The sequence below is a fragment of the Variovorax sp. CCNWLW235 genome, assembly GCF_037204085.1.
GTDB lineage: Bacteria > Pseudomonadota > Gammaproteobacteria > Burkholderiales > Burkholderiaceae_C > Variovorax.
In genome coordinates this window covers 135,389-160,366 of sequence record NZ_JBBCBW010000004.1, presented here as the reverse complement: position 1 = coordinate 160,366, position 24,978 = coordinate 135,389, and the positions used below count along the sequence as shown (strand labels likewise).

The window sequence follows — 24,978 nt, the reverse complement described above, 5'->3', positions numbered from 1 at the left end:
CTTGTCCCCTCTCCCTCCGGGAGAGGGCTAGGGTGAGGGCTGCGGCACTCGAAAATGCGCGATGCGATGAAGGCCGCCGGCCCTCACCCCAACCCTCTCCCGGAGGGAGAGGGAGCTGGGCCGCTGCTGCAGGCGCGGCACAGCATCAGTGCCAGACGCTGCAGCGCCTGCCAGCCGCTGGCGGGCCAATCGGGCTGCTTGAGGCCCTTGCAGATGCCGTCCACCACATGCGCGGCGCGCAGCAGCCGGGCCAGCATGCGGTCGTCGAGCCTTGGCAGCACGCGCTCGAAGGCGCGCTCGCGCGGACCCCAGATGCGGTTCTCGCGCAACGCCATGGGCAGCGGCCGGCCCGAGGCCATCGCGTCCTTCACGCGTTTCAACGCGCGGATGTCCTCGGCGATCGTGTAGTGCACCAGAACCTCGGCCTCGCCTTCGGCCTGCAGCCCGTCGAGCATGCGCGCCACGCGCTGCGGGTTGCCGGCCAGCACCGCCTCCGACAGCTTGAACACGTCGTAGCGCGCCACGTTGTTGACCGCGGCCTCGACTTGCTCCCAGCTCAGTTCGCCCGCCGGATGCAGCAGGGCGAGCTTCTGGATTTCCTGGTGCGCCGCGAGCAGGTTGCCCTCCACGCGGTCGGCAAAGAACTGCAGCGTGCGCTGGCCTTCGTCGCCCGGCATCACGCGCTGGCCCTGCACGCCCAGGCGCTGCGCGATCCACTGCGGCAGCGCGGCGCGCTCGATGGGGTCGACCTGCAGGCTCACGCCGTTGTTCTCGAGCGCCGAAAACCAGGCACCCGTGCGCGTGGCCTTGTCGAGCCGCGGCAGCATCACCAGCGTGAGCGTGCTGTCGTTGCCCTGCGCCGCTTCGGCCAGCTGCTGCAGCGCCGTGCTGCCGTCCTTGCCGGGCTTGCCCGAGGGAATGCGGATCTCGACGATCTGCTTGTCCGCAAACAGCGAGAGCGAACCGCCCGCCGCAAGCACCGCGCTCCAGTCGAAGTGCGCGCCGGCCACGGTGTACGAGCTGCGCTCCGTGTAGCCCTGGGTGCGCGCCGCGGCGCGAATGGCATCCGCGGCCTCTTGCGCGAGCAACGGCTCGTCGCCGTGGATCGTGTAGAGAGGCTTCAGCCCCTTTTGCAGATGGGGCCCGAGCTGGGCGCTGGCAAGTTGCATCGGATCGCGGCAGGCGCAGGCTTGCGCCTAGAGTTCCTTGACGGCCGCCAGGCGGCGCATCAGCTGCTGCGCGATGTCGGCCTGCATGTCGCGGTACAGCAGCTCGGCCTCGCCGTCTTTCGCGAGCGCGTTGGTTTCGTTGAAGCTCAGGTCGCGCGTCTGCGACACCTCGGTCGGTGGCAGCAATGTCTTGCCGCCGGGCGTGCGCAGCGAAAAGCGCACGCGCAGCTGCAGTTGCAGCTCGCGAAGCGCGCCGGCCGAGTTGGTCGAGATCACGATGCGGTCGCGGTTCTCGCCAAGAATCTCAAGGATTGCATCGGCGGTCTGCGCCTCGGTGGGCGGCACCAGCGTCACGGTGCCGGCGGCGCGCATTTCGCGGCGCAGCCGGTTGATGAGTTCCGAATTGCCCGACACGGCCAGCGTCTTGAAAGCGAACACGGGCGCCTTGCGCAGTTCGAACCCGCAGCCGGCCAGCGCAAGGCTTGCGCCCGCGGCGGACAGGCCCAGTAGAAAGCTGCGGCGCGGCAGCGAGGCAATTCGATTGTTCATGCTTGTGTCGCTACTCAAATGACCACGTTGACCAGGCGGCCGGGCACCACGATGACGCGCTTGGCCGGTGCGCCTTCCGCGAACTTGACGAAGTCGTCGCAGGAAAGCGCGAGCTGCTCGATCTCGGCCTTGGAAGCGCCGGCCGGCACGCGCAGCGCGCCGCGCAGCTTGCCGTTGACCTGGAGCATGAGCTCGATCTCGTCCTGCTCGAGCGCACTCACGTCGACCACGGGCCAGGGTGCGTCGAGCAGATTGCCCAGTTCCTCGTCGTAGCCGAGCTGCTGCCAGAGCTGGAAGGCGATGTGCGGCGTGGCAGGGTAGAGGCAGCGCAGCAGGATGCCGAAGCCTTCGCGCAGTGCGGCCAAGTCGCCTGGAGTGCCTTCCTTGAAACCTTCGAGCGCGTTGAGCAGCTTCATCGCGCCCGACACCACGGTGTTGTATTGCATGCGCTGGTAGTCGTAGTCGACCTGACGCAGCACGGTGTGCACCTCGCGGCGGAGCGCCTGGGCCGCCTTGCCGTAGACCGGTGGACCACTCAACGCGACAGGCAGCTCAGCCTGCGCCACGCCGAAGTTCCACACCCGGCGCAGGAACCGGTAGCTGCCTTCGACGGCCGCGTCGTTCCACTCGAGCGTGGCTTCCGGCGGCGCGGTGAACATGGTGTACAGGCGCGCGGTGTCGGCGCCGTACTTCTCGATCAGGTCCTGCGGGTCGACGCCGTTGCGTTCGCTCTTGCCCATCTTGCCGACACCGCCGTACTCGACCTTGGTGCCGTCGGCGGTGGTGCCGCCGACGATGCGCCCCTGTGCGTCGAGCACGGGCGTCACTTCCAGCGGCGGGTGGTAGTTCTTGCCACCCTTCTCGTCGCGGTGGTAGTAGATGTGGTTCAGCACCATGCCCTGCGTGAGCAGCTTGCTGAAGGGCTCGTCGACCTTCACAAGGCCCAGGTCGCGCATCACCTTGGTCCAGAAGCGCGCATACAGCAGGTGAAGAATCGCGTGCTCGATGCCGCCGATGTACTGGTCCATCGGCATCCAGTAGTCGGCACCCTCGGCCACCATTGACTGGTCGTTCTTCGGGTCGCAGTAGCGCATGAAGTACCACGAGCTGTCGACGAAGGTGTCCATCGTGTCGGTCTCGCGCCGCGCGCCCTTGCCGCACACGGGGCAGACTACGCCGGCATGAAAGCCTTCGTGCTTGGCCAGCGGGTTGCCCGAGCCGTCGGGCACGCAGTCGGTCGGGAGCACCACGGGCAGGTCCTTCTCGGGGACCGGCACAGCGCCGTGCTCTTCGCAATGGATGATCGGGATCGGCGTGCCCCAGTAGCGCTGGCGGCTCACGCCCCAGTCGCGCAGGCGCCAGGTGGTCTGCATTTCGCCCAGGCCCTTCTGGGCGAGCGCGTGCGCCACGGCGGCCACGGCCTCCTTGTGGGTCATGCCGCTGAAGTTGTCGGAGTTGATGGTGACGCCGCGCTGTTTGTCGCCGTACCAGTCCTGCCACTTGTGATAGTCGAAGTGCGGCTCGTCGTCGACCAGCACCACCTGGATGATCTCGATGCCGTACTTGTTGGCAAAGGCGAAATCGCGCTCGTCGTGCGCGGGCACGCCCATCACAGCGCCGTCGCCGTAGTTGATGAGCACGTAGTTGCCCACCCACACCGGCACCTGCTCATCGGTGATCGGGTGCGTCACGGTCAGGCCCGTGGGCACGCCCTTCTTCTCCTGCGTGGCGAGCTCGGCCTCGGTGGTGCCGCCGGCCTTGCATTCCTCGATGAAGGCCGCGACCTTGGGGTCGAGCGTGGCGGCGTGCGCGGCCAGCGGATGCTCCGGCGCCACGGCGCAGAAGGTCACGCCCATGATGGTGTCGGCGCGCGTGGTGAACACGTACATGCGGCCGTCCTGGATCAAGTGGCCGCTCGCGTCCTTGATGTCGTGCGTGAAAGCGAAGCGCACGCCTTCGCTCTTGCCGATCCAGTTCTCCTGCATCAGCTTGACGCGCTCGGGCCAACCCGGCAGCTTGTGCTGGGTGTGCTCGAGCAGTTCTTCGGCGTAGTCGCTGATCTTCAGGTAGTAGCCCGGGATTTCGCGGCGCTCGACCGTGGCGCCGGTGCGCCAGCCCTTGCCGTCGATCACCTGCTCGTTGGCCAGCACGGTCTGGTCGACCGGGTCCCAGTTGACGACCTGGGTCTTGCGGTAGGCAATGCCCTTTTCGAGCATCTTCAGGAACAGCCACTGGTTCCACTTGTAGTAGCTCGGGTCGCAGGTGGCGATCTCGCGGCTCCAGTCGATGGCCAGGCCCATGGCCTGGAGCTGGCCGCGCATGTAGTCGATGTTCTCGTACGTCCACTTGGCCGGCGGCACGCCGTTCTTGAGCGCCGCGTTTTCAGCCGGCAGGCCGAAGGCGTCCCAGCCCATGGGCATGAGCACGTTGTAGCCGCTCATGCGCAGGTAGCGCGTGAGCATGTCGTTGATGGTGTAGTTGCGCACATGGCCCATGTGCAGCTTGCCGCTGGGGTACGGCAGCATCGAGCAGGCGTAATACTTTTTGCGGCTCGCGTCCTCGGTGACGCGGTAGGCATCGGCGGCGCTCCATTGCGCCTGGGCAGCGGACTCGACGTCGCTGGGTTTATAGCTGGGGTTCATGACGGTACGGCAGGAGCCCGGCTCGGAGCGGCCGGGGAAGGCGGATTATCGCGCCGGACTAGACTCGCCCCCAGAAATGCGGGACTTCCTGCCACCTGACGCGGATCGGAAAAAGCCATGAAACTGCTTTGGAAACACCTGGCACTGGGGCTTGCGGCCTGCCTTGCCACCGCCACGCCGCTGTGGGCGCAGCAGACGAGCGACAAGCCGCTGCGCATCGTCGTGCCCTTCGCCCCGGGCGGCGCGCAGGACGTGATTGCCCGCTACCTGGGCGCCAAGCTCACCGAAAAGCTGGGCGGCAGCGTCATCGTCGACAACAAGGCGGGCGCGGGCGGCATCCTGGCGGCCGACGCGGTAGCCAAGGCGACCGACGGCTCCACCGTGCTGCTGGCCACCGGCGGCGCCATCACCATCGCGCCCCACCTGCAGGCCAAGCTGCCCTACGACCCGGTGCACGACCTCGCGCCCGTGGCGCTGGTCGGCGACACGCCCATGACCTTGGCCGTGCGCACCGAAAGCCCCTACAAGACCGTGGCCGACGTGCTGCGCGACGCGAAGGCCAAGCCCGGCCAGGTTACCTACGCGTCGACCGGCAACGGCACGGTGTCGCACCTCACGGGCGCCCTGCTCGCGCAGGCGCTCACCGATCTGCAGGGTGGCCAGGTTGCGCTGATCGTGACCAGCGCCGCCTCCATCGAGCCGATGGTCGCGAGCGGCAAGGCCCGCGTGCTCGGCACCTTCTCGCGCGCGGCGCTGCCCAGCCTTGGCACGCCGCCGACGGTGGCCGAGGCAGCAAGCCTTGCCGGCATGGAGGTGCCGGTCTGGGTCGGCGTGATGGCGCCCGCGCGCATGCCCGCGGCCAGCCTCGAAAAGCTTTCCACGGCGCTGGTCGAGGTGTGCAACCTGCCCGAAACGAAACAGCGTTTCGCACAGCTCGGCGCCGTGAACACCTGCGGCGGCGGCGCAGCGCTGGGCAAGGTCATTTCGGAAGACAGCCAGCGCTGGGCGAAGGTGATCAAGCAAGGCGGAATCAAGATTGACTGAGCCTGCGGGAAAGCGCTATCGGGTCGGCATTGCCGGCGCCGGCGCGATTGCGTTTGCCAGCGCAGCCTGGCTGCGGCAGGTGGGCCACGGCGCCATGCTCTGGTCGCCCGGCGGCCGAGGCGCAGAGGCCTTGCGCACTCAGCCGCTCGAAGCCAGCGGCGGACAGCCGTGCAGCGTCACGGTCGAAGTGGCGGACGATGCAGCCCAGCTCTGCCTTGGGTCGGACGTGCTGCTGATCGCACTGCCGGTCAACGGCCACAAGCGCGTGATGGATGCGCTGCTGCCCTTCCTGCGCGACGGGCAGACGGTGATCGTCAGTTCGATGGCCTCGCTGTCTTCGCTCTATCTCTACGAAAGCGCCCTTCACGCCGGCCTGCGGATCACGGTCGCGAGCTTCGGCACCACGGTGCTGACCGCGCGCCGCGAGTCCGGCACGCAGGTCAAGGTGATGACGCGGCGCAAGGCGGTCGGCGTGTCCGCCCTGCCGGGCGCGAACCTCGGGAAGGCCGTTGCGCTGTGCACTGCCCTATTCGGCGACGGTTTCTTTCCGCAGCAAAACACGCTCGCCAGTGCGCTTGCGAACGTCAATCCGCAGTCCCACGGCCCGCTGGCCGTCTTCAACTGGAGCCGCATCGAGCGTGCCGAGAACTGGCCGCAGTACCACTGCATGACGCCCGGCGTGGCCCGCGCAATCGAGGCGCTGGACCTGGAGCGGCGGGCCGTGGCCAAGGCCTTCGGCATCGAGCTCGGCCCCATCGAGGAACACTTCGCGCGATCGTTCGGCACGGAATCGGCACGACTCGAAGACATTGCGGCCGAGTTGCATGCCAAGCGCGGCGGCCCGCCCGGCCCCGTGCGCACCGACACCCGCTTCGTGACCGAAGACATGCCCTACGGTCTGGCCTTCATCGAGGCGCTGGGGCAGCTTGCCGGCGTGCCCACGCCCGCAACCCGCACCATCGTGGACGCCGCCTCGCTGGTGAGCGGCACCGACTACCGGCAGCAGAACGACCTGCTGGCGCCGCTCAACCTGGCCGGCGAAACCGTGGCCGGGCTGCTCGCCCGCTTATGAAGTCGCCGTTGCCTCGGGAAAGACCGGCTCGCCCAGGTTGAGCATCAGCCGGTTGGCCCAGGCAAAAAGCGCCACCGAGTGGACCAGGTCCAGGATCTCGAGTTCGGTCAGTCCCACCTCTTTCAGCGCCCGCACGTCCTCGGCCGACACCTTGTCGGGCTCGGCGCCCAGGCGTATCGAAAATTCGACGATGGCCTTTTCGCGCGCCGTGGTGCCCGCCGAAGCCGGCTCCTCGAACACCTGCGAAATCACGTCGTTGCGCTTGGCAAGCTGCTCGAAGCGCTGCGCATGCACCGAGGCGCAATACACGCAGCCGTTGACGCGCGATTCCACCGTGGCGCCCAGTTCGCGCTCGGCCCGCGGCATGCCGCCCGGCGCAAACATGATCGCGTTGAAGGCAATGGAGCGCTGCAGCAGCATCTCGGGCTGATGCGCCAGGACGAGGAAGTACGGCGAGGTGCGCGCTTGCGGGCTCATCTCGTCGAGCGCGGCCAGCTGGGCCGGCGTGGCGGCGGCTACATCGACCGGGTCGAGCCAGGGCTTCCAGCTCAGCACCTCGTTGGTAAAGCCCTTGATGCGAATCGGCGTGGTCATTGCGACACCTCCGCAGCCGCCAAGGCCTGCAGGCCCGCAACCATGCGTATCTGATAGGACAAGAAGGCAATCAGCTGGCCCAGCGCGACGATCGCAGGCGTCGAAAGGCCCGCTTGGGCCAGCGCGTCGACCGAGGCCTTGTCGCCCTCGATGGGGCGCTCGATCAGGCTGGCGGTGAACGCCAGCACCGTGCGCAGGCGCGCATCGGCGACCGGTGCGCCGCTCCCCACGGCGGCAACCAGCTCGCGGTCCGCGCCTTCGGCCAGCAAGCGCTCGCGGTAGTGCGAGGCGAGCGTGGCGGCCTTGGAGACGCTGCAGGCGTGCAGAGCAACCAGCAGGCGCTCGGCCACCGAAAGGCCTTCGACCGTGGGTGAGAACATGGCGTCGTAGCTGCCCTGCGTGGCCGCCACGACCTTGTCGCGCTGCAGTCGCAGCATGCGGGTGGCCTGATTGGGCGCCAGCGGCACCGATGCGTCGACCACGTCGAGCGGTGTGGATGCGTCGTAGGAGGTTGTTGTCATGCGTTTCAGTTCAATTCAATCCGGTTGAATGGGTCTGCAGGTTCAGCCGCGTTCGGCCGGCGGCGGCGCGGGCACCCACTCGTCGCCGAACAGCTCGGGCTCGCTGTAGGCCTCGATGTTGGCAAAGTGGTGCTCGAAATCCTCTCGATAGAACAGGCTGGCCATGCCGCTCGCAAGCCGCCTGGCGCCGTCGCTGATCGCGGGTATGTCGCCCGACACCGTGCCGTGCGACAAGGCCGCCGGATAGCAAAAACAATGGATGCGATCGAGCCCCGGGCATTCGCCCTTCGCGCGTTCCTGAAATTCGAACACCGGGCCGAGATCGGGCGAATCGGCCAGCTCCTGGTCTTCGTTGCCGGGCGCGGGCACGAAGCGGTCACCCCATGTGCGCACATGGGGCGCGATGGCGTCGAACTCCGGCCGGTTGCCCCAGTCGACCTTGAAGCCGGTCGAGACGATGAGAAAGTCGAACACGAAATCGCCCTTGGGCGTGGCCACTCGCATGGCCGTGCCTTGCGGCTCGATCGAGAGAACCGGGCAGCCGAAGTTGAAGAACGCGTTCGGAAACCGCGACACGCGCAGCGTGCTGCCGTGCGGCGGCGGCACGTTCGCCACGTTGATGTAGTGGCGAATGCGCCACTTGAGCTCATCGGGCAGGTCGTAATGGCCCTGCGTCAGGCCTGGCACGCCGGCGCCCTTGCCCTTGTTGACACGCGGCAGGTCGGGCCGTCGGATCAGCAGCTCGACGCTGTGCGCGCCGCATTCCAGCGCGGTGGCCGCACTGTCCATGGCGGACGAGCCCGCGCCGATCACACCTACGCGCAGGCCGGCCAGCTTGCCGTAGTCCATGGCGTCGGACGAATGCGCCCATTGCGAGCGCGGCAGTGCGTTGACGAAAGCGGGAACGGCCGGGCCGCCGAGGCCGTCGCGGCCGGTGGCAAGCACCACGCGGCGCGCCAGCACGCGCTGCGCTCCGGCGGGCGTGCGCAGTTCCAGCCGCACCAGCGGCGCATCGGGCAGCGGCTTGATCGCGGTGACCGCGGTTTCGTTGCGCACATCGACGTTCATCACCCGGCGGTACCAGACCAGGTAGTCCATCCACTGCAGGCGCGGGATCTTGTCCAGCGCCGCCCAGGCTTCGGCGCCGAACTGCGCCTCGAACCACGCACGGAAGGTCAGCGCGGGCAGGCCGAGCGCGGGGCCGGTCAGCTCCTTGGGCGAACGCAGGGTTTCCATGCGCGCGGTGGTGGCCCACGGGCCTTCGTTGCCTGCGGCCGATCGGTCGAACACCACAGCCCGGATGCCCTGCTGCGCAAGGGCTGCGGCGGCGGCCAGCCCGGCCTGCCCTCCGCCGATGACGGCCACGTCGAGCACCGGCTCGCCCGCGTGCTCGCGAACGGGCATCCATGAGCGTGCTGGCCAGCCCAGGCATTCGAGGTCCTTGGCGAGCCGCCGTTCGAGCGCGTCAAGGCCTTCAGGCGAAGAAGAAAGTACGAGGGGAACGGAGTCGGTTGTCATCTTGCGAGCGGGAACGGGAGCGGGGTTCACATGAAACCCCTGCCCAGTGTAGAAAGCTTTTCAGGCGCGACCGGAGAGACCCATGCATGGACCGGGCCCGGATCTCGCATGCCACAATGATTTTCAGACCACAGGGGCAGCATGCGCAGCAATCACAGCAGCAACAGCGAATGGTGGCGCGGCGCGGTGATCTACCAGATCTATCCGCGCAGCTTCATGGACAGCAACGGCGATGGCATTGGCGACCTGCCTGGCATCACCTCCAGGCTCGAGCACGTGGCCGGCTTGGGGGTCGATGCGATCTGGGTGTCGCCCTTCTTCCGCTCGCCGATGAAGGACTTCGGCTACGACGTGTCCGACTACCGCGACGTCGACCCGATCTTCGGCACCCTGGCCGATTTCGACGAGATGCTGGCCCGCGCGCATTCGCTGGGCCTGAAGATCATCATCGACCAGGTGCTTTCGCATACCTCCGACCAGCACGCCTGGTTTGCCGAAAGCCGCTCCAGCCGCGACAACCCCAAGGCCGACTGGTACGTGTGGGCCGACCCGCGGCCCGACGGCACGCCGCCGACCAACTGGCTCTCGGTGTTCGGCGGCTCGGCTTGGCAGTGGGACTCGCGCCGCCGGCAGTACTACCTGCACAGCTTTCTGAAGGAGCAGCCGGACCTCAACTTCCATTGCGCCGAGGTGCAGCAGGCCTTGCTCGGCGAAGTGCGCTTCTGGTGCGAGCGCGGCGTGGACGGCTTCCGCTTCGATGCCTGCAACCACCAGTTCCACGACGCGCAGCTGCGCGACAACCCGCCGGCCAGCACGGCCGCGCTGGACGAGGTGAGTACCGTGCGTGCCGACAACCCCTATGCAATGCAGCAGCACCTCTACGACAAGAGCCAGATGGAGAACCTGCTCTTCCTCGAAAACCTGCGCAAGCTGCTCGACGACTACGGTGCGGTCGCGCTCGGCGAGGTCGGCGACGAGAACGCGCCGCCCGTGATGGCGCAGTACACCGAACTGGGCCGGCGCCTGCACCTGGCCTACAGCTTCAGCCTGCTGACGGCCGAGCACAGCGTTCAGCACCTGCGCCACCAGGTCGAAACGCTCGACCAGGCGCTCGCACCCACGGGTGGCTGGGGTTGCTGGGCCGTCTCCAACCATGATGTGCCCCGCGTCGCCACGCGCTGGAGCAACGGCAAGCCTGAAGACACTCGGCGCGACCGGCTCTGGCTCACGCTGCTGCTCACCCTGCGCGGCAGCGCCAGCATCTACCAGGGCGAAGAACTCGGGCTGCCCGAGGCCGAGGTGCCGTTCGAGCTGCTGCAAGACCCGTACGGCCGCGCGTTCTGGCCCGAGTTCAAGGGTCGCGACGGCTGCCGCACGCCCATGCCCTGGAAGGCCGACGAGCTTCATGCCGGGTTCACCACCGGCGGGCCGTGGCTGCCGGTCCATGGGCGCCACCTGCCGCTGGCGGTCGATCGCCAGTCGACCGATCCCGACTCGATGCTCGCCTTCAGCCGCGCGCTGCTGCACTGGCGCCGCACGCAGCCGCTGCTGCGCACGGGCAGCATCGCTTTCTTCGATGCGCCCGAGCCGGTGCTGTGGTTCGAGCGGCGCGAGGGCAGCCAATCGCTGCAGGCGCTTTTCAACCTGGGAGACGAGTCCGTCTCGGTCGCGCTGCGCGAGGCGCTCGTGCCATTGCCGGGGCACCCGCATTCGCCGCAGGCCGGAGCCCGCGTGCAGGCAAGCGGCGACAGCAGCATGCTGACGCTGCCACCCTATGGTGTCTTTTTCGGCCGCCCCGCCAGCGAAGAGCAAATGTGAAGAACATGCCACCGATGCTGTTGCCCGAACGCGAAGCCCGTGCACTGATGCGCGCCGAACACGGCGATCCGTTCGCAGTGCTCGGGCCGCACGAGACACGCGACGGCCTGCAGGTGCGTGCGCTCTTGCCCGGCGCGCACAGCGTGGCGGTGATGCACACGCGCACCGGCTGGCCGCTGGCCATGCTCGCCCGCCAGGATGGCTCGGACATCTTTTCGGGCCTGGTGCCGGCGGCGGAGGCGCTGCTGGGCTATTCGTTCCAGGTCGACTGGGGCACGCACACCTCGCGACTCGAAGACCCCTACCGCTTTCCCTTCGTGCTCGGCGAAACCGATGTGTGGCTGCTGGCCGAGGGCACGCACCTGCGGCCTTGGGAAAGGCTGGGCGCACACCTGCGCGAGATGGATGGCGTGAAGGGCGTGGCCTTTGCGGTGTGGGCGCCCAACGCGCGGCGCGTGTCGGTGGTGGGCGACTTCAACAACTGGGACGGCCGGCGCCACATGATGCGGCTGCGCCGCGAGTGCGGCGTGTGGGAAATCTTTGCGCCGCACGTGGCCACCGGCGACAGCTACGAGTTCGAGATTCTTTCGTCCGAAGGCGAGGTGCTGCGCAAGGCCGATCCGTTCGCCTTTTCTTCGCGCCTGCGGCCTGAAACCGCCTGCGTGGTGGCACCGCTGCCCGCGCCGGTCGCCATGCCGCCGGAGCGGACTGCGGCCAACAACCGCCATGCGCCAATCAGCATCTACGAAGTGCACCTGGGCTCATGGCGCCGCAAGAACGGGCACGAATGGCTGGACTACCGCGAGCTGGCCGACACGCTGGTGCCCTATGCGCGCGACATGGGCTTCACGCACATCGAGCTGCTGCCGGTGAGCGAGCATCCGTTCGATGGCTCGTGGGGCTACCAGCCCATCGGCCTGTATGCACCCACCTCGCGCTTCGGCACGCCGGGCGACTTTCGCCACTTCGTCGAAGCGGCGCATGCGGCGGGGCTGGGCGTCATTCTCGATTGGGTGCCCGCGCACTTCCCCACCGATGCGCACGGCCTCGGCCGCTTCGACGGCACCGCACTCTATGAATACGCCGACCCGCGCGAAGGCTTTCACAACGACTGGAAGACGCTCATCTTCAACTACGCGCGCACGGAGGTGCGCAACTACCTGGTCGGCAATGCGCTGTACTGGCTCGAACGCTATGGCGTGGACGGCCTGCGCGTCGATGCGGTGGCATCCATGCTCTATCGCGACTACAGCCGCAAGGCGGGCGAGTGGGTGCCCAACGCCTATGGCGGACGCGAGAACCTCGAGGCCATCGGCTTCCTTAGGCGCATGAACCACGTGGTGGGCGTGGAGCGGCCGGGCGCCATCACGCTGGCCGAGGAATCGACGAGTTTTCCGGGCGTGACGCGGCCGCCAGAAGACGGCGGCCTGGGCTTTCACTACAAGTGGAACATGGGCTGGATGAACGACACGCTCGCCTACGCGGGCACCGACCCCGTCCACCGCAAGCACCATCACCAGCAGATCACCTTCGGGCTGATGTACGCGCACAGCGAGAACTTCGTGCTGCCGCTGTCGCACGACGAGGTAGTGCACGGCAAGGGTTCGATGTTCGGGCGCATGCCGGGCGACGAGTGGCAAAAGTTCGCGGGGCTGCGCAACCTCTACGGCTACCTGTGGGCCTACCCGGGAAAGAAGCTGCTCTTCATGGGGAGCGAATTCGCGCAGGTGGCCGAATGGAACGCCGACCGCAGCCTGGACTGGCACCTGCTGGAGCACCCGATGCACCAGGGCGTACGCCGGCTGGTACGCGACCTGAACAATGTGTACCGGCACTTTCCCGCTCTGTACGAGCTCGACACCGAGCGACCCGGCTTCGAGTGGATCGTGCACGACGATTCGGACCAGTCGGTGTTCGCCTTCGTGCGCCGGGCGCGCGACGGCTCGTTCGTGGTGGCGGTGTGCAACTTCACGCCATTGCCACGTCATGGCTATCGGCTGGGGGTGCCCGCGGCGGGTGCATACCGCGAGGCCATCAACACCGATGCCGCGGTGTACGGCGGCAGCGGTGTGGGCAATGGCGTGGTCGAGAGTTCATCGACCCGCTGGCACGGCAAGGACCATGCAATCGAAATCAGCGTGCCGCCCTTGGCCACCGTGATGTGGGTATTGGCTTGAAACGATGCTGAATACGGGCTCCCCTTTCCCCCTTGGTGCAACGCTTTCGCCGAACGGCGTGAACTTTGCGCTCGTGGCGCCGAATGCCGAGGCTGTCGAGCTTTGCCTGTTCGACGCGACAGGCCGCAACGAGCAGCAGCGCATCCGGCTGCCAGCCTTCACCGACGGCATCTGGCACGGCCTGCTGCCGAGCGGTCGCGCCGGGCTGGTCTACGGCTATCGGGTGCACGGCCGCTGGGCGCCGCACGAGGGGCAGCGATTCAATGCCGCCAAGGTGCTGCTCGACCCGTATGCGCGAGAGATCGTCGGCACATACGACGGCAGCGATCTGTTCCTGGGGCACGACCCCGCGAGCCCGGACCGGCGGAACACACGCGACAACGGCGCCGTGGCGCTCAAGGCCCGCGTGGCGGCAACCGGCGGTGTTTCGGCTGCATCGGGTCATGCCCGTATTCCGGCCGGCGAGCGCGTGCTCTACGAATTGCATGTGCGGGGACAGACCCGGCTGCATCCGGCCGTGCCCGCCGCACTGCGCGGCACGTACGCCGGCCTGGCCGAACCCGCGGTGCTCGACCATCTGCAGGGCCTCGGCGTGACCACGCTGAGCCTGATGCCGGTGCAACACCGCGCCGACGAACAGCGGCTGCTTGCCATGGGCCTCAGCAACTACTGGGGCTACAACACCATCGGCTGGTTCGCGCCCGAGGCGCGCTACTGGAGCGGACGCCCCGGCACCACGCCGGCGAGCGAATTCCGCGCCATGGCCGACGCGGTGCATGCGCGCGGCATGGAGCTGGTGATCGACGTGGTCTACAACCACAGCGCCGAAACCGACGAATTCGGCCCCACGCTCTCGCTGCGCGGCATCGACAACGCGCTGTACTACCACCTGCGCTCGGACGACCGCGCGCTGTATGCCAACTGGACGGGCTGCGGAAATTGCCTGAACCTCGCCGAGCCGCGTGTGCTGCAGCTGGTGATGGACAGCCTGCGGCATTGGGTTTGCGAACTCGGCGTCGACGGCTTCCGCTTCGACCTGGCGCCGGTGCTGGGGCGGGGAGCCAATGGCAGCTTCGACCCGCGCGCGCCCTTCTTTGCGGCCGTTGCGCAAGACCCGGTGCTCTCGCGCACGCTGCTGATCGCCGAGCCCTGGGACATCGGCGCGGGCGGCTATCGCCTTGGCGAATTTCCGCCGGGCTGGCTCGAATGGAACGACCGCTATCGCGATACGCAGCGCGGCTTCTGGCTGCGGCAGGGGCGCGGGGGCGCAGCGGGCTTGGGCGATTTTGCGCATCGCTTCACCGCGTCGAGCGCGCAGTTCGCCCACCATGGCCGTGCGCCCACGGCCAGCGTCAACTTCATTACGGCGCATGACGGCTTCACCTTGCGCGACCTGCTGAGCTACGAAGAACGGCACAACCTGGCCAACGGCGAGAACAACCGCGACGGCCATGCCCACAACCTCGGCAACAACTTCGGCGTCGAAGGGCCGAGCGACGACCCCGCCGTGCTGGCCGAACGCAGCCGGCAGCAGCGCGCGCTGCTCGCCACGCTGCTGCTCTCGCAAGGTACGCCCATGCTGCTGGCCGGCGACGAGCTCGGCCACAGCCAGAAAGGCAACAACAACGCCTATTGCCAGGACAACGAAACCACCTGGCTCGCGTGGATCGGCACGCACGAGCCCGCGAGCGACGCCGCCCGCCTGAGCGCCTTCGTCGCCCGGCTCATCGCCCTGCGCCGCGAAGCGCCCCCCCTGCGCAGCACGCGGTGGTGGCCGGCGCGACAGGCACCGGGAACCCCGGGCATCCGCTGGCTGCGGCCCGACGGGGCACCCATGCAGGAAGCCGAATGGAACCACGGCACGGCGCTTGCAGTCCTTTTCGAAGCCGCAGCAACGGATGGGCCGGACTGGCTGGTACTGGTGAATGCGGGACCACAAGCTGTTTCATTCGCACTGCCTCCCGCCGCATGGCGCTGCCGGCTCGCGACCGACCCCGAGGCGGACGCCGCAAGCAGCCCCGACCAGACCCATGCGGGCACGGTGGAAGTGCCTCATTCGAGCCTGTGGATTGCAAGAACGTAGGAGCCAGCCGTGCGGCACGGTGCTAGGCTGATTGCGGAAACCCTGACGACGACGAGACGACCCGACAACGAACGGAGACCGATATGGACAACAACAGCACGCCGCAAGCGCCCCTGCAGGCGCACCAACTGGTTCGCCGCACCATTGCGCTGGTGCTGGCCGGCGGGCGCGGTTCGCGCCTGAAGCAGCTGACCGACCGGCGCGCCAAGCCGGCGGTCTACTTCGGCGGCAAGTTCCGCATCATCGACTTCGCGCTGTCGAACTGCCTCAACTCCGGCATCCGGCGCATGGCGGTGGTCACGCAGTACAAGTCGCACTCGCTCATGCGCCACCTGCAGCGCGGCTGGAGCTTCCTGCGCGCGGAGCTCAACGAAATGGTCGACGTGCTGCCCGCGCAGCAGCGCACGGGCGACGAGCACTGGTACCGCGGCACGGCCGATGCGGTGTTCCAGAACCTCGACATCATCCAGACCCGCTCGACCAAGCACGACTACGTGGTGGTGCTGGCCGGCGACCACATCTACAAGATGGACTACTCCATCATGGTCAAGGACCATGCCGAGCGCGGCCTGGGCTGCACGGTCGGCTGCATCGAGGTGCCGCGCATGGAAGCCACGGCCTTCGGCGTGATGGCCATCGACGACGGCCGGCAGATCACCGCCTTTCTCGAAAAGCCGGCCGATCCGCCCGCGATGCCGGGCCATCCCGATGTGGCGCTGGCCAGCATGGGCATCTACGTGTTCGACTCCGAATACCTCTACCAGCTGCTCGAGGAAGACGCCGCCAACCCCGATTCGAGCCACGATTTCGGCAAGGACATCATCCCGCGCGCCGTGGCGCAGGGCCGCGCACTGGCGCATCCGTTCGGCATGTCGTGCGTCACGCGCGCCTCGCGCGGGCCCGACGCCAAGGCCTACTGGCGCGACGTGGGCACGATTGATGCATTCTGGGCAGCCAACCTCGATCTGGCCTCGATCACCCCCGAGCTCGACATCTATGACACAGACTGGCCCATCTGGACCTACCAGCGGCAATTGCCGCCGGCCAAGTTCGTGCTCGACCGGGACGGCAAGCACGGCATGACCGTCAACACCATCGTCTCGGGCGGTTGCATCGTCTCGGGCTCGAAGGTGAGCAGCTCGGTGCTGTTCTCGGGCGTGCGCATCCATTCGTTCTGCGAAATCAACGAGGCGGTGCTGCTGCCCGACGTGGAGGTTGGCCGCGGCTGCAAGCTCAACCGCGTGGTCATCGACCGTGGCTGCGTCATTCCGGACGACATGGTGATCGGCGAAGACGCCGAGGCCGATGCCGCGCACTTCGAGCGCACCGAGACCGGCGTGGTGCTGGTCACGCGCGAAATGCTCAAGCGACTGGCTGCCTGAGGCCGCACCGCCCCACGATGCGAATACTCCAGGTCAGCGCCGAACTCTTTCCCCTGCTCAAGACCGGCGGCCTTGCCGACGTGGCCGGCGCATTGCCGATCGCCCTCATGGCTGCCGGGCAAGACGCGCGGGTGCTGCTGCCGGGCTTTCCGGCGATTGTGGCCGGCGTGCGCGACCTGGCTCTGGTGGGGGAGCTTGCCGCGCCGTGGGGCGAACGCTTCGCCCTGCTCGCGGGGCGCATTGCCGTCGATGGCAACCCGCCGATTCCCGCCTACGTGATCGATGCGCCGGCGCTGTATGACCGGCCCGGCAACCCCTACGAAGACAGCACGCGCCAGCCCTACGGCGACAACCATCGGCGCTTCGCGTTGCTGGGCTGGGCGGCGGCGCAGCTGGCGCAGGGGCTCGACCCCGGCTGGCAGCCCGAGGTCGTGCATGCGCACGATTGGCATGCGGGCCTGGCGCCGGCCTACCTGCACTTTGCGCGGCAGGCCGGCGCCCCGCGCGTGGGCAGCGTGTTCACCGTGCACAACCTGGCCTACCAGGGCATCTCGGCGCCATGGAACTTTGCCGACCTGGGCCTGCCGGGGCCCGCATTCCACATGAACGGGCTCGAATACCACGGGCAGGTGTCGTTCATGAAAGGCGGCCTCTACTTTGCGGACCACCTGACCACCGTGAGCCCGGCCTACGCGCGCGAGATCCAGACGCCCGAGCAGGGCTTCGGGCTCGACGGCTTGCTGCGCCTGCGCGGCAACGTGCTCACGGGCATCCTCAACGCAGTGGACGACAAGGTCTGGAACCCGGCCATCGACACGGCGCTGGTGCAGGGCTATCACACGCCCGAAGGCCGCCACATGGCGGGCAAGGCGCGCTGCAAGGCGGTGCTGCAGCATCAGCTGGGGCTGGCCGTGCGCGCCGATGTGCCGCTCTTCATTCTGGTGAGCCGACTCACCGAACAGAAAGGCCTGCACCTGGTGCTCGGCGGACTCGACGCCCTGCTGGCCGAAGGCGGCCAGCTTGCGCTGCTGGGCAGCGGCGAACCCTGGCTCGAAGAAGCCTTTCGCCAGCGCGCGGCGGCGGCGCCGCAGTCGGTCAGCGTCACCATCGGCTACAACGAATCGCTCGCACACCAGCTCTTCGGCGGCGGCGACGTGACGCTGGTGCCTTCGCTCTTCGAGCCCTGCGGGCTTACGCAGATGTACGGCCTGAAATACGGTAGCCTGCCGCTGGTGCGCCGCGTCGGCGGCCTGGCCGATACAGTGGTCGATTGCACGCTCGAAGACCTGGCCAGCGGCGACGCGACCGGCTTCGTGTTCGACCGTTTCGACGACGCCGACTACAACCGCGCGCTGCGGCGCGCCTTCGCTCTTTACCAGCGCGCGCCCGACTGGCGGCGGGTGCGCGGCAACGCCATGCGGCGGCCTGCAGACTGGGCCACCGCAGCCGCCCAATACATCGAGGTGTACCGGCAGGCGCTCGAGCCCGCGGCCGCCTGATTGCGCCACGGCGCACAACCCACAACCATCTACCGAAGCCCATGACCATCAAAGACTTCGCCTATGACCATCCCGACCGCGACGTGGCCGCCTTCAAGCGCGCAGTTGCCAACAAGCTGATCTACGCCGTCGGCAAAGACCCCGTGGCCGCCAGCCAGGACGACTGGCTGAACGCCACCGCGCTGGCCGTGCGCGACCAGCTGGTCGAACGCTGGATGGCGACCACCCGCGCCAACTATGCGCAAGACCTGAAGCGCGTCTACTACCTGTCGATGGAGTTCCTGATCGGGCGCACCTTCACCAACGCGTTGCTGGCGGTCGACCTGTACGACACGGTGCGCGACGCGCTGGCCGACTTCGGCGTCGACATGGCGGCGCTGTCCGAACGCGAGCCCGATGCGGCGCTGGGCAACGGCGGCCTCGGCCGGCTCGCGGCCTGCTTTCTCGACTCGATGGCCACGCTCGGCGTGCCGGGCATGGGCTACGGCATCCGCTACGAATACGGCATGTTCCGCCAGCGCATCGTCGACGGCCAGCAGGTGGAAACGCCCGACTACTGGCTCACGCGCGGCAACCCGTGGGAGTTTCAGCGGCCCGAGGTGAACTACCGCGTGCGCTTCGGCGGCCACGTGCAAAGGCGCGAAGGCACCAACGCTCCCTACGGCGCGGCCGACTGGGTCGACACGCACGACGTGCTGGCCGTGGCCTACGACACCATCATTCCGGGCTACGGCACGCAGGCCACCAACACGCTGCGGCTGTGGTCGGCGCGCGCCACCGAGGAGATCGACCTCTCGGCCTTCAACCGCGGCAACTACATGGCGGCGGTGGAAAGCAAGAACCACTCGGAAAACGTTTCGCGCGTGCTCTACCCCGACGACTCCACGCCCTCTGGCCGCGAGCTGCGGCTGCACCAGGAATATTTTTTCTGCAGCGCCAGCGTGCAAGACCTGCTGCGGCGGTACCTGCGCAACCACAAGACCTTCGACCAGCTGGCCGACAAGGTGAGCATTCACCTGAACGACACGCACCCGGTGCTCGCGGTGCCCGAGCTCATGCGCCTGCTGCTCGACGAGCACGGCCTGGCGTGGGACGTGGCCTGGGCCCACACGCAGAAGGTGTTCAGCTACACCAACCACACGCTCATGCACGAGGCGCTGGAGACATGGCCGGTCGAGATGCTGGGCCGCATCCTGCCGCGGCACCTGCAGATCATCTACGACATGAACGCAAAGTTTCTCGGGGCCGTGACGCAGAAGGCCGGCAACGACGTGGAGCTGCTGCGCCGGCTCTCGCTGGTCGACGAGGCGGGCGAGCGCCGCGTGCGCATGGCGTACGTGGCGGTGCTTGCCAGCCATTCGATCAACGGCGTGTCGGGCCTGCATTCGGAGCTCATGAAGCAATCGATCTTTGCCGACTTCGCGAAGATCTTTCCGGAGCGCTTCAACAACAAGACCAACGGCGTGACGCCGCGGCGCTGGCTAGCGCAGGCCAACCCGCCGCTCGCGAGCCTGCTCGACCAGCGCCTGGGCAAAGGCTGGCGGCGCGACCTTTCGCAGCTGGAGGCGCTGCGGCCGATGGCGGTGCAGCCGCCCTTTGCGCGCGCCTTTCGGCATGCCAAGCGCGAGAACAAGCTGCGCCTGGCCAACTGGGTGGAACAGCACATGGGCCTGGTGCTCGACACCGACGCGATGTTCGACGTGCAGGTGAAGCGCATCCACGAATACAAGCGGCAGCTGCTCAACGTGCTGCACGTGATCACGCGCTACCACCGCATCCTCGATGCGCAGGCCGCGGGCGGAACCATCGACATCGTGCCGCGCGTGGTGGTGTTCGCGGGCAAGGCGGCATCGGCGTACCAGATGGCCAAGCTCGTGATCCGGCTGATCAACGACGTGGCGAGCACCATCAACAACGACGCCCGCGTCGGCAAGCTGCTGAAGGTGGTGTTCCTGCCCAACTACAGCGTGAGCCTGGCCGAGGTGATCATGCCCGCGGCCGATCTGTCGGAGCAAATTTCTACGGCGGGCACCGAGGCCTCGGGCACCGGCAACATGAAGTTCGCGCTCAACGGGGCGCTCACCATCGGCACGCTCGACGGCGCCAACGTGGAGATGCGCGACAACGTGGGCGCGGAGAACATCTTCATCTTCGGCAACACCACGCCTGAAGTGGCCGACATCCGCGCGCACGGCTACCAGCCGCGCGACATCTACGAGGCCAACCCCGAGCTCAAGCGCCTGCTCGATGCAATTCGCGATGGCGCCTTCTCGCACGGAGAGACGGCGCGCTACCAGGGCATCTTCGATGCACTGGTGAACTGGGGCGACCACTATCTGCTGCTGGCCGACTACGCGAGCTATGTCGCGAAGCAGGCCGAGGTCGATGCGCTCTACCGCGACTCGGACGCATGGACGCGCATGGCCATCCTGAACGTGGCGGGCATGGGGGCGTTTTCGTCGGACCGCACCATTGCGCAGTACGCGCATGAAATCTGGCGTACCAAGCCGGTGGTGCTGGGCTGAGTCGAGCCTTCGGTATTTCTCCCTCCCCCGCTGGGGGAGGACCGGGGTGGGGGCACGACGGCGCTCAATGAACCACTGCCGTGAATCGGAAGCCGCTGTGCCCCCATCCCAACCTTCCCCCCCAAAGGGGAAGGAGCAAAGCCACTCAGCGCGGTTTTGCCGGCGCCGCCTCGGCCTCGGTCACAAACCCGATGCGGCTCAAGCCCGCCTTGTTCGCAATGCCCATCAGCGCCACGACCTTGCCGTAGGGCACGGTCTGGTCGGCGCGCAGCTGCACCTCGGTGTCCTTGCTGTCGGCAGCGGCTTTCTGCAGCCGGGCAGCCAATTCTTCGTCGGTGACCGCCTGGTCGTTGAAGAAGACCTTGCCTGATGAATCGACCGACACGCTCACGAACTTGGGCGTGTCGTTGGGCTGGCCGGCATTGGTCTGGGGCAGGTCGAGCTTGATCGAGCTCGCCATCAGCGGCGCGGTGATGATGAAGATCACCAGCAGCACCAGCATCACGTCGACCAGCGGCGTGACGTTGATGTCGGACAGCGGCCGCTGTCCGCCGGCGCCTGTCGCGCGCCCGCCGCCGGCGGCACTGCTGCCGAGCGAGGTGCGACCGAAGGCCATGTGTGCCGAGCCCCGTTCGATCAGGCCGAAACCGGCATCGGCCTTGCGGGCGGCGGTGCGGCCGGTGCCGGCGCGCTTCCGAAGCTGCCGAGCAGGTCGTGCGCAAAGCCCTCGAGCTCGGCCTCGACCCGGCCGATGACGCGGCCGAACACGTTGTAGGCCAGCACGGCCGGAATGGCCACGGCCAGGCCGAAAGCCGTCATCACCAGCGCCTCGCCCACGGGGCCCGCGACCTTGTCGATGGTGAAGCCGCCCGATTGGCCGGCAATGCCCGAGAGCGCGCCGTAGATGCCCCACACCGTGCCGAGCAGGCCGACGAACGGGGCGGTGGCGCCGACCGTGGCCAGCAGGATCTGGCCGGACTGCAGGCGGCGCAGCGCACCATGCAGTGCCTCGCGCAGGGCCCGCGTGAGGCGCTGGTTGCGGTCGCCGGTGGCGCCGAGGGTTGCGCTGTTCACGTCGGCGGCGGCATTCTTGATGGCGCTCACCGCGGGCAGCACCAGCGTGGCGCGGTCGAAGGCCTTGAGCCGCTGCTCCGCATCGGCCAGGGTGGTCGATTGCCAGAACGCCGCAATGCTGCGCAGCACGTCGCGCGTGCCGCCGCGCAGCAACCAGGCCTTCCAGAGAATGACGACCCAGCTCGAGATCGACATGGCGAGCAGCAGCGCGGCCACCGAGCGGCTGACGCCGTCGCCCTGGGTCAGCAGTTCGAGCACGCTCATCGTGTTTTTCAGCGGAGACCGAGCACGTCGAACATGTCGAACAGGCCCGACTTCTGGCCCGCCAGGAAGCGCACGGCGCGCAGCGCGCCCTGTGCATAGGTCACGCGGCTGGCGGACTTGTGGGTGATTTCGATGCGCTCGCCGGTGCCGGCGAACAGCACGGTGTGGTCACCCACGATGTCGCCGCCGCGGATGGCCGAGAAGCCGATGGTGGAGGGGTCGCGCTCGCCGGTGATGCCTTCGCGCGCGTAGACGGCGCATTCCTTCAGGTCGCGGCCCAGCGCATCGGCAATGACTTCGCCCATCTTGAGCGCGGTGCCCGAGGGCGCATCGACCTTGTGGCGGTGGTGCGCCTCGATGATCTCGATGTCGTAGCCGGTCGACATGGCCTTGGCCGCCATTTCGAGCAGCTTGAAGGTGACGTTGACGCCCACGCTCATGTTGGGCGAGACCATGATCGCGATGTCTTTCGAGATCTCGGCGATTTCGGCCTTTTGCGCGTCGCTGAAGCCGGTGGTGCCGATGACGGCCTGCACGCCGAGTTCACGGCAGATGGCCAGGTGCGCGAGGGTACCTTCAGGGCGCGTGAAGTCGATGAGCACCTGCGCGTCCTGCAGGCCGGTGCGCAGGTCGGAGACGATCGGCACGCCGCTCGTGAAGCCGAGGAAAGCGGCCGCATCGGCGCCGATGGCGTCGCTGCCCGCCATATCGAGTGCGCCGGCCAGGCGGCAATCCTGCGCCTCGCGCACCGCCTCGACCAGCATGCGGCCCATGCGGCCCGAGGCCCCGGCAATCGCAACGCGCCGGAGGGCGGGCGTGGAAGACTCGGAAATGGGAGAAGAAATGGATTCAGTCACGCAGGTTCAGCCTTCGAAATAGGGCATGGAGACCGGCACGCGCCCGCCTGACTCGGCGGGTGCGCCCGCCCTCGCTGGTTGACGCGTGCTCAGCGCGCCGCTTCGAGCGGGGGATACGCCGCCGGCAGCGGCGGCAGGTTGGGGGCAGCAGCGGTGGCCTCGGCCTTCTTGCTGCTGTCTTCCTTGGGGGCGAATTTCTTCAGCTCTTCTTCCGACGCCTCGAGCGGCGGAACCTTGCCGCTCTTCTTGCGGGTGTCGAGCGTGGCGACGAATTCTTCTTCGCTGGGCATCTGGTCGCCTTCGAAACGGTCGAGCAGCTCGCCGTTGAAGAAGACCGTGAGACGGCGTTCCTGCGGATCGACGCCCTGGCGCTTGATGGTGAAGACGTAGTCCCAGCGGTCCTTGTGGAAAACGTCGGTCAGGAGAGAAGTGCCGAGGATTTCACGCACTTGCTGGCGCGACATGCCCGGCTTGAGCGCCTCGACCTGTTCCTTGGACACAAAATTGCCCTGGACCACTTCGACCTTGTAGGGCGTGATGGCCGCAAGCGCACCCCGCGTGCGATCGCTGAAACCGCTGCAGGCGCTGAGGCAGAACGTCGCTGCGACGGCCGCGGCCAGCAGCCAGGGACGGCGTTGGAGAATGGCAGGCATGGGAGAAAAGAGGGGTAGCGATATGATCGGCCATTGTAGCGGCTGGCCCCTTGGGGGCCTGCTTGCAGACCGGGCGCAGGAACCATCATGGCCAATATCGACGAACTCAAGAATACCGGCCTCAAGGCCACATTGCCACGCCTGAAGATCCTGGAGATCTTCCAGACCGGCAGCCAGCGCCACATGACGGCCGAAGACGTGTTTCGCGTGCTTTTGAACGAGCACTCCGACATCGGCCTGGCCACCGTCTACCGCGTGCTGACGCAGTTCGAACAGGCCGGCATCCTCGAGCGCAGCCACTTCGAGAGCGGCAAGGCGGTGTACGAGCTGAACGAGGGCACGCACCACGACCACCTGATCTGCACTTCATGCGGCAAGGTGGAGGAGTTCTACGACGCCGAGATCGAGCGCCGCCAGCAGATGATTGCCAAGGACAAGGGCTGGATCCTGCAGGACCACGCCATGTCGCTGTACGGCCTCTGCGGCGATTGCGTCAATAAGCGGTAGCCGGTCAGTCCCCGTCGCGGCCGCTTTCCATGGCCTTGTGGTGGCGCGCGACGAAGTCGGCATAGGTGTCGATGCCGCGCAGTTGCAAGATTGAATTGCGCACGGCGGCTTCGACCAGCACGGCGATGTTTCGGCCGGCCACCACCTGGATGATGACCTTGCGCACCGGAATGCCCAGCACGTCCTGCGTGAGCGGCGCCGAGGGCATGCGCTCGTAGTCGCGCTCGAAGCTGTCGCGCCGCACCAGGTGCACGATGAGCTTGAGCCGCATCTTCCGGCGCACCGCCGTCTCGCCGAAGATCGCGCGGATGTCCAGCAAGCCGATGCCGCGCACCTCCAGCAGGTTCAGCAGCAGGTCGGGGCAGCGCCCTTCAATGGTGTTCTGGTTGATGCGGTAAAGATCGACCGCGTCGTCGGCCACCAGGCCGTTGCCGCGCGAAATCAGCTCGAGCCCGAGTTCGCTTTTGCCTAGCCCCGATTCGCCGGTGATCATCACGCCCATGCCCAGGATGTCCATGAACACGCCGTGCATCGAGGTGCGTTCGGCGAAATGCTTGGACAGGTAGGCCCGCAGCAGGTCGATCACGAAGGCCGACGATTCGCGAGTGGCGAACAGCGGCAGCTGGGCGCGCTCGCAAATCGATAGCAGTTCGTCCGGTGCGGCCTGGCCGTCGGCCAATACCAGCATCGGCGGCTCCAGCGTGACGATGCGGGCAATGCGCCGGGCGCAGTCTTCCTGGCTGCCGCGCGTCAGGTAGGCCACCTCGCGGGCGCCCAGGATCTGCACGCGGTACGGGTGGATGTAGTTGAGGTAACCGACCAGGTCGGCCGCCGACTGGGCGCGGCTGATGACTTCGGGGTCGAATTGGCGTTCGGAGGCGCCGAGCCCTGCAAGCCACTCCCAGCGGAGCGACCCGCGGAATTCCTCGAACATGGCATCGGCGCTGATGACGGTCGGCTTCATGCGTGCGGGAGATGGCGCTCAGCGCCTAGTGTTGGAGCAGGCCAGAATAACCCGGAACCGGCGCTG

At 67.5% G+C, this 24,978-nt stretch carries 20 protein-coding genes; 9 read left to right on the top strand and 11 right to left on the bottom strand.

Features of this window, described 5'->3' with window-relative positions:
• Positions 1-83: 83 nt before the first annotated feature.
• Genes holA through leuS form a run of 3 tightly spaced genes read right to left on the bottom strand, consistent with a single transcriptional unit; the run spans position 84 to position 4,360 of the window.
• Positions 84-1,169 carry a DNA polymerase III subunit delta gene (gene holA / locus V9L21_RS06945; RefSeq protein WP_337310337.1) on the bottom strand — a complete coding sequence of 362 codons (1,086 nt, stop codon included), beginning with the start codon at positions 1,167-1,169 and terminating at the stop codon, positions 84-86.
• A gap of 27 nt (positions 1,170-1,196) precedes the next feature.
• On the bottom strand, positions 1,197-1,718 hold the full coding sequence (locus V9L21_RS06940) for an LPS-assembly lipoprotein LptE (protein WP_337310335.1): 522 nt from the start codon (positions 1,716-1,718) through the stop codon (positions 1,197-1,199).
• Positions 1,719-1,732: 14 nt separating this feature from the next.
• Entirely contained in the window at positions 1,733-4,360 is a 2,628-nt protein-coding gene (gene leuS / locus V9L21_RS06935; protein ID WP_337310333.1) for a leucine--tRNA ligase, read from the bottom strand.
• 117 nt (positions 4,361-4,477) lie between these two features.
• On the opposite strand from leuS, the gene V9L21_RS06930 reads away from it, so the two are divergent.
• Both V9L21_RS06930 and V9L21_RS06925 read left to right on the top strand, forming a co-directional pair.
• Positions 4,478-5,404: a Bug family tripartite tricarboxylate transporter substrate binding protein gene (locus V9L21_RS06930; protein ID WP_337310331.1), complete on the top strand. Its 927-nt coding sequence runs from the start codon at positions 4,478-4,480 to the stop codon at positions 5,402-5,404.
• Positions 5,397-6,476 carry an NAD/NADP octopine/nopaline dehydrogenase family protein gene (locus V9L21_RS06925; RefSeq protein ID WP_337310330.1) on the top strand — a complete coding sequence of 360 codons (1,080 nt, stop codon included), beginning with the start codon at positions 5,397-5,399 and terminating at the stop codon, positions 6,474-6,476. The genes V9L21_RS06930 and V9L21_RS06925 overlap by 8 nt, the downstream gene beginning before the upstream one ends.
• Here V9L21_RS06925 and V9L21_RS06920 read toward each other — a convergent pair.
• Genes V9L21_RS06920 through V9L21_RS06910 form a run of 3 tightly spaced genes read right to left on the bottom strand, consistent with a single transcriptional unit; the run spans position 6,471 to position 9,109 of the window.
• A complete protein-coding gene (locus V9L21_RS06920; RefSeq protein WP_337310328.1) occupies positions 6,471-7,070 on the bottom strand; it encodes a peroxidase-related enzyme in 600 nt (199 codons plus the stop codon). The two genes, V9L21_RS06925 and V9L21_RS06920, sit on opposite strands and share 6 nt — an antisense overlap.
• Entirely contained in the window at positions 7,067-7,591 is a 525-nt protein-coding gene (locus V9L21_RS06915; RefSeq protein WP_337310325.1) for a CMD domain-containing protein, read from the bottom strand. The genes V9L21_RS06920 and V9L21_RS06915 overlap by 4 nt, the downstream gene beginning before the upstream one ends.
• Positions 7,592-7,633: 42 nt before the next feature.
• Positions 7,634-9,109: an NAD(P)/FAD-dependent oxidoreductase gene (locus V9L21_RS06910; RefSeq protein WP_337310323.1), complete on the bottom strand. Its 1,476-nt coding sequence runs from the start codon at positions 9,107-9,109 to the stop codon at positions 7,634-7,636.
• Positions 9,110-9,250: 141 nt separating this feature from the next.
• Here V9L21_RS06910 and V9L21_RS06905 point away from each other — a divergent pair, with 141 nt between their 5' ends.
• The 6 genes from V9L21_RS06905 (at position 9,251) to V9L21_RS06880 (ending at position 20,593) form a co-directional block, all read left to right on the top strand.
• Positions 9,251-10,927, top strand: coding sequence for an alpha-glucosidase (locus tag V9L21_RS06905; RefSeq protein WP_337310321.1), 1,677 nt, complete (start codon positions 9,251-9,253; stop codon positions 10,925-10,927).
• 5 nt (positions 10,928-10,932) lie between these two features.
• A complete protein-coding gene (gene glgB, locus V9L21_RS06900) occupies positions 10,933-13,104 on the top strand; it encodes a 1,4-alpha-glucan branching protein GlgB (RefSeq protein ID WP_337310557.1) in 2,172 nt (723 codons plus the stop codon).
• A 4-nt stretch (positions 13,105-13,108) separates the two neighbouring features.
• A complete protein-coding gene (gene glgX, locus V9L21_RS06895; protein WP_337310320.1) occupies positions 13,109-15,187 on the top strand; it encodes a glycogen debranching protein GlgX in 2,079 nt (692 codons plus the stop codon).
• A gap of 83 nt (positions 15,188-15,270) precedes the next feature.
• Complete coding sequence (gene glgC, locus V9L21_RS06890) at positions 15,271-16,569, top strand: glucose-1-phosphate adenylyltransferase (RefSeq protein ID WP_337310318.1); 1,299 nt, start codon at positions 15,271-15,273, stop codon at positions 16,567-16,569.
• Between the two features lie 17 nt (positions 16,570-16,586).
• Positions 16,587-18,068: a glycogen synthase GlgA gene (gene glgA, locus V9L21_RS06885; RefSeq protein WP_337310316.1), complete on the top strand. Its 1,482-nt coding sequence runs from the start codon at positions 16,587-16,589 to the stop codon at positions 18,066-18,068.
• 41 nt (positions 18,069-18,109) lie between these two features.
• Positions 18,110-20,593 carry a glycogen/starch/alpha-glucan phosphorylase gene (locus tag V9L21_RS06880; RefSeq protein WP_337310314.1) on the top strand — a complete coding sequence of 828 codons (2,484 nt, stop codon included), beginning with the start codon at positions 18,110-18,112 and terminating at the stop codon, positions 20,591-20,593.
• 145 nt (positions 20,594-20,738) lie between these two features.
• On the opposite strand, the gene V9L21_RS06875 is transcribed toward V9L21_RS06880, so the two are convergent.
• From V9L21_RS06875 to V9L21_RS06860, 4 genes are all read right to left on the bottom strand, one after another.
• On the bottom strand, positions 20,739-21,209 hold the full coding sequence (locus V9L21_RS06875) for an ExbD/TolR family protein (protein WP_337310311.1): 471 nt from the start codon (positions 21,207-21,209) through the stop codon (positions 20,739-20,741).
• A 20-nt stretch (positions 21,210-21,229) separates the two neighbouring features.
• Positions 21,230-21,931: a MotA/TolQ/ExbB proton channel family protein gene (locus V9L21_RS06870; RefSeq protein WP_126748811.1), complete on the bottom strand. Its 702-nt coding sequence runs from the start codon at positions 21,929-21,931 to the stop codon at positions 21,230-21,232.
• Positions 21,932-21,939: 8 nt separating this feature from the next.
• Positions 21,940-22,788: a 4-hydroxy-tetrahydrodipicolinate reductase gene (gene dapB, locus V9L21_RS06865; RefSeq protein WP_337310308.1), complete on the bottom strand. Its 849-nt coding sequence runs from the start codon at positions 22,786-22,788 to the stop codon at positions 21,940-21,942.
• An 89-nt stretch (positions 22,789-22,877) separates the two neighbouring features.
• The gene (locus V9L21_RS06860) at positions 22,878-23,441 is read right to left on the bottom strand and encodes an outer membrane protein assembly factor BamE (protein WP_337310306.1); all 564 of its coding nucleotides are present in this window, start codon (positions 23,439-23,441) and stop codon (positions 22,878-22,880) included.
• 87 nt (positions 23,442-23,528) lie between these two features.
• On the opposite strand from V9L21_RS06860, the gene fur reads away from it, so the two are divergent.
• Positions 23,529-23,948 (top strand): ferric iron uptake transcriptional regulator, encoded by a 420-nt coding sequence (gene fur, locus V9L21_RS06855; RefSeq protein WP_157611689.1) that lies wholly within the window; start codon positions 23,529-23,531, stop codon positions 23,946-23,948.
• A 4-nt stretch (positions 23,949-23,952) separates the two neighbouring features.
• Here the strand turns inward: fur and hprK are convergent, their stop codons facing one another.
• On the bottom strand, positions 23,953-24,912 hold the full coding sequence (hprK, locus tag V9L21_RS06850) for an HPr(Ser) kinase/phosphatase (RefSeq protein WP_258503639.1): 960 nt from the start codon (positions 24,910-24,912) through the stop codon (positions 23,953-23,955).
• Positions 24,913-24,978 lie beyond the last annotated feature (66 nt).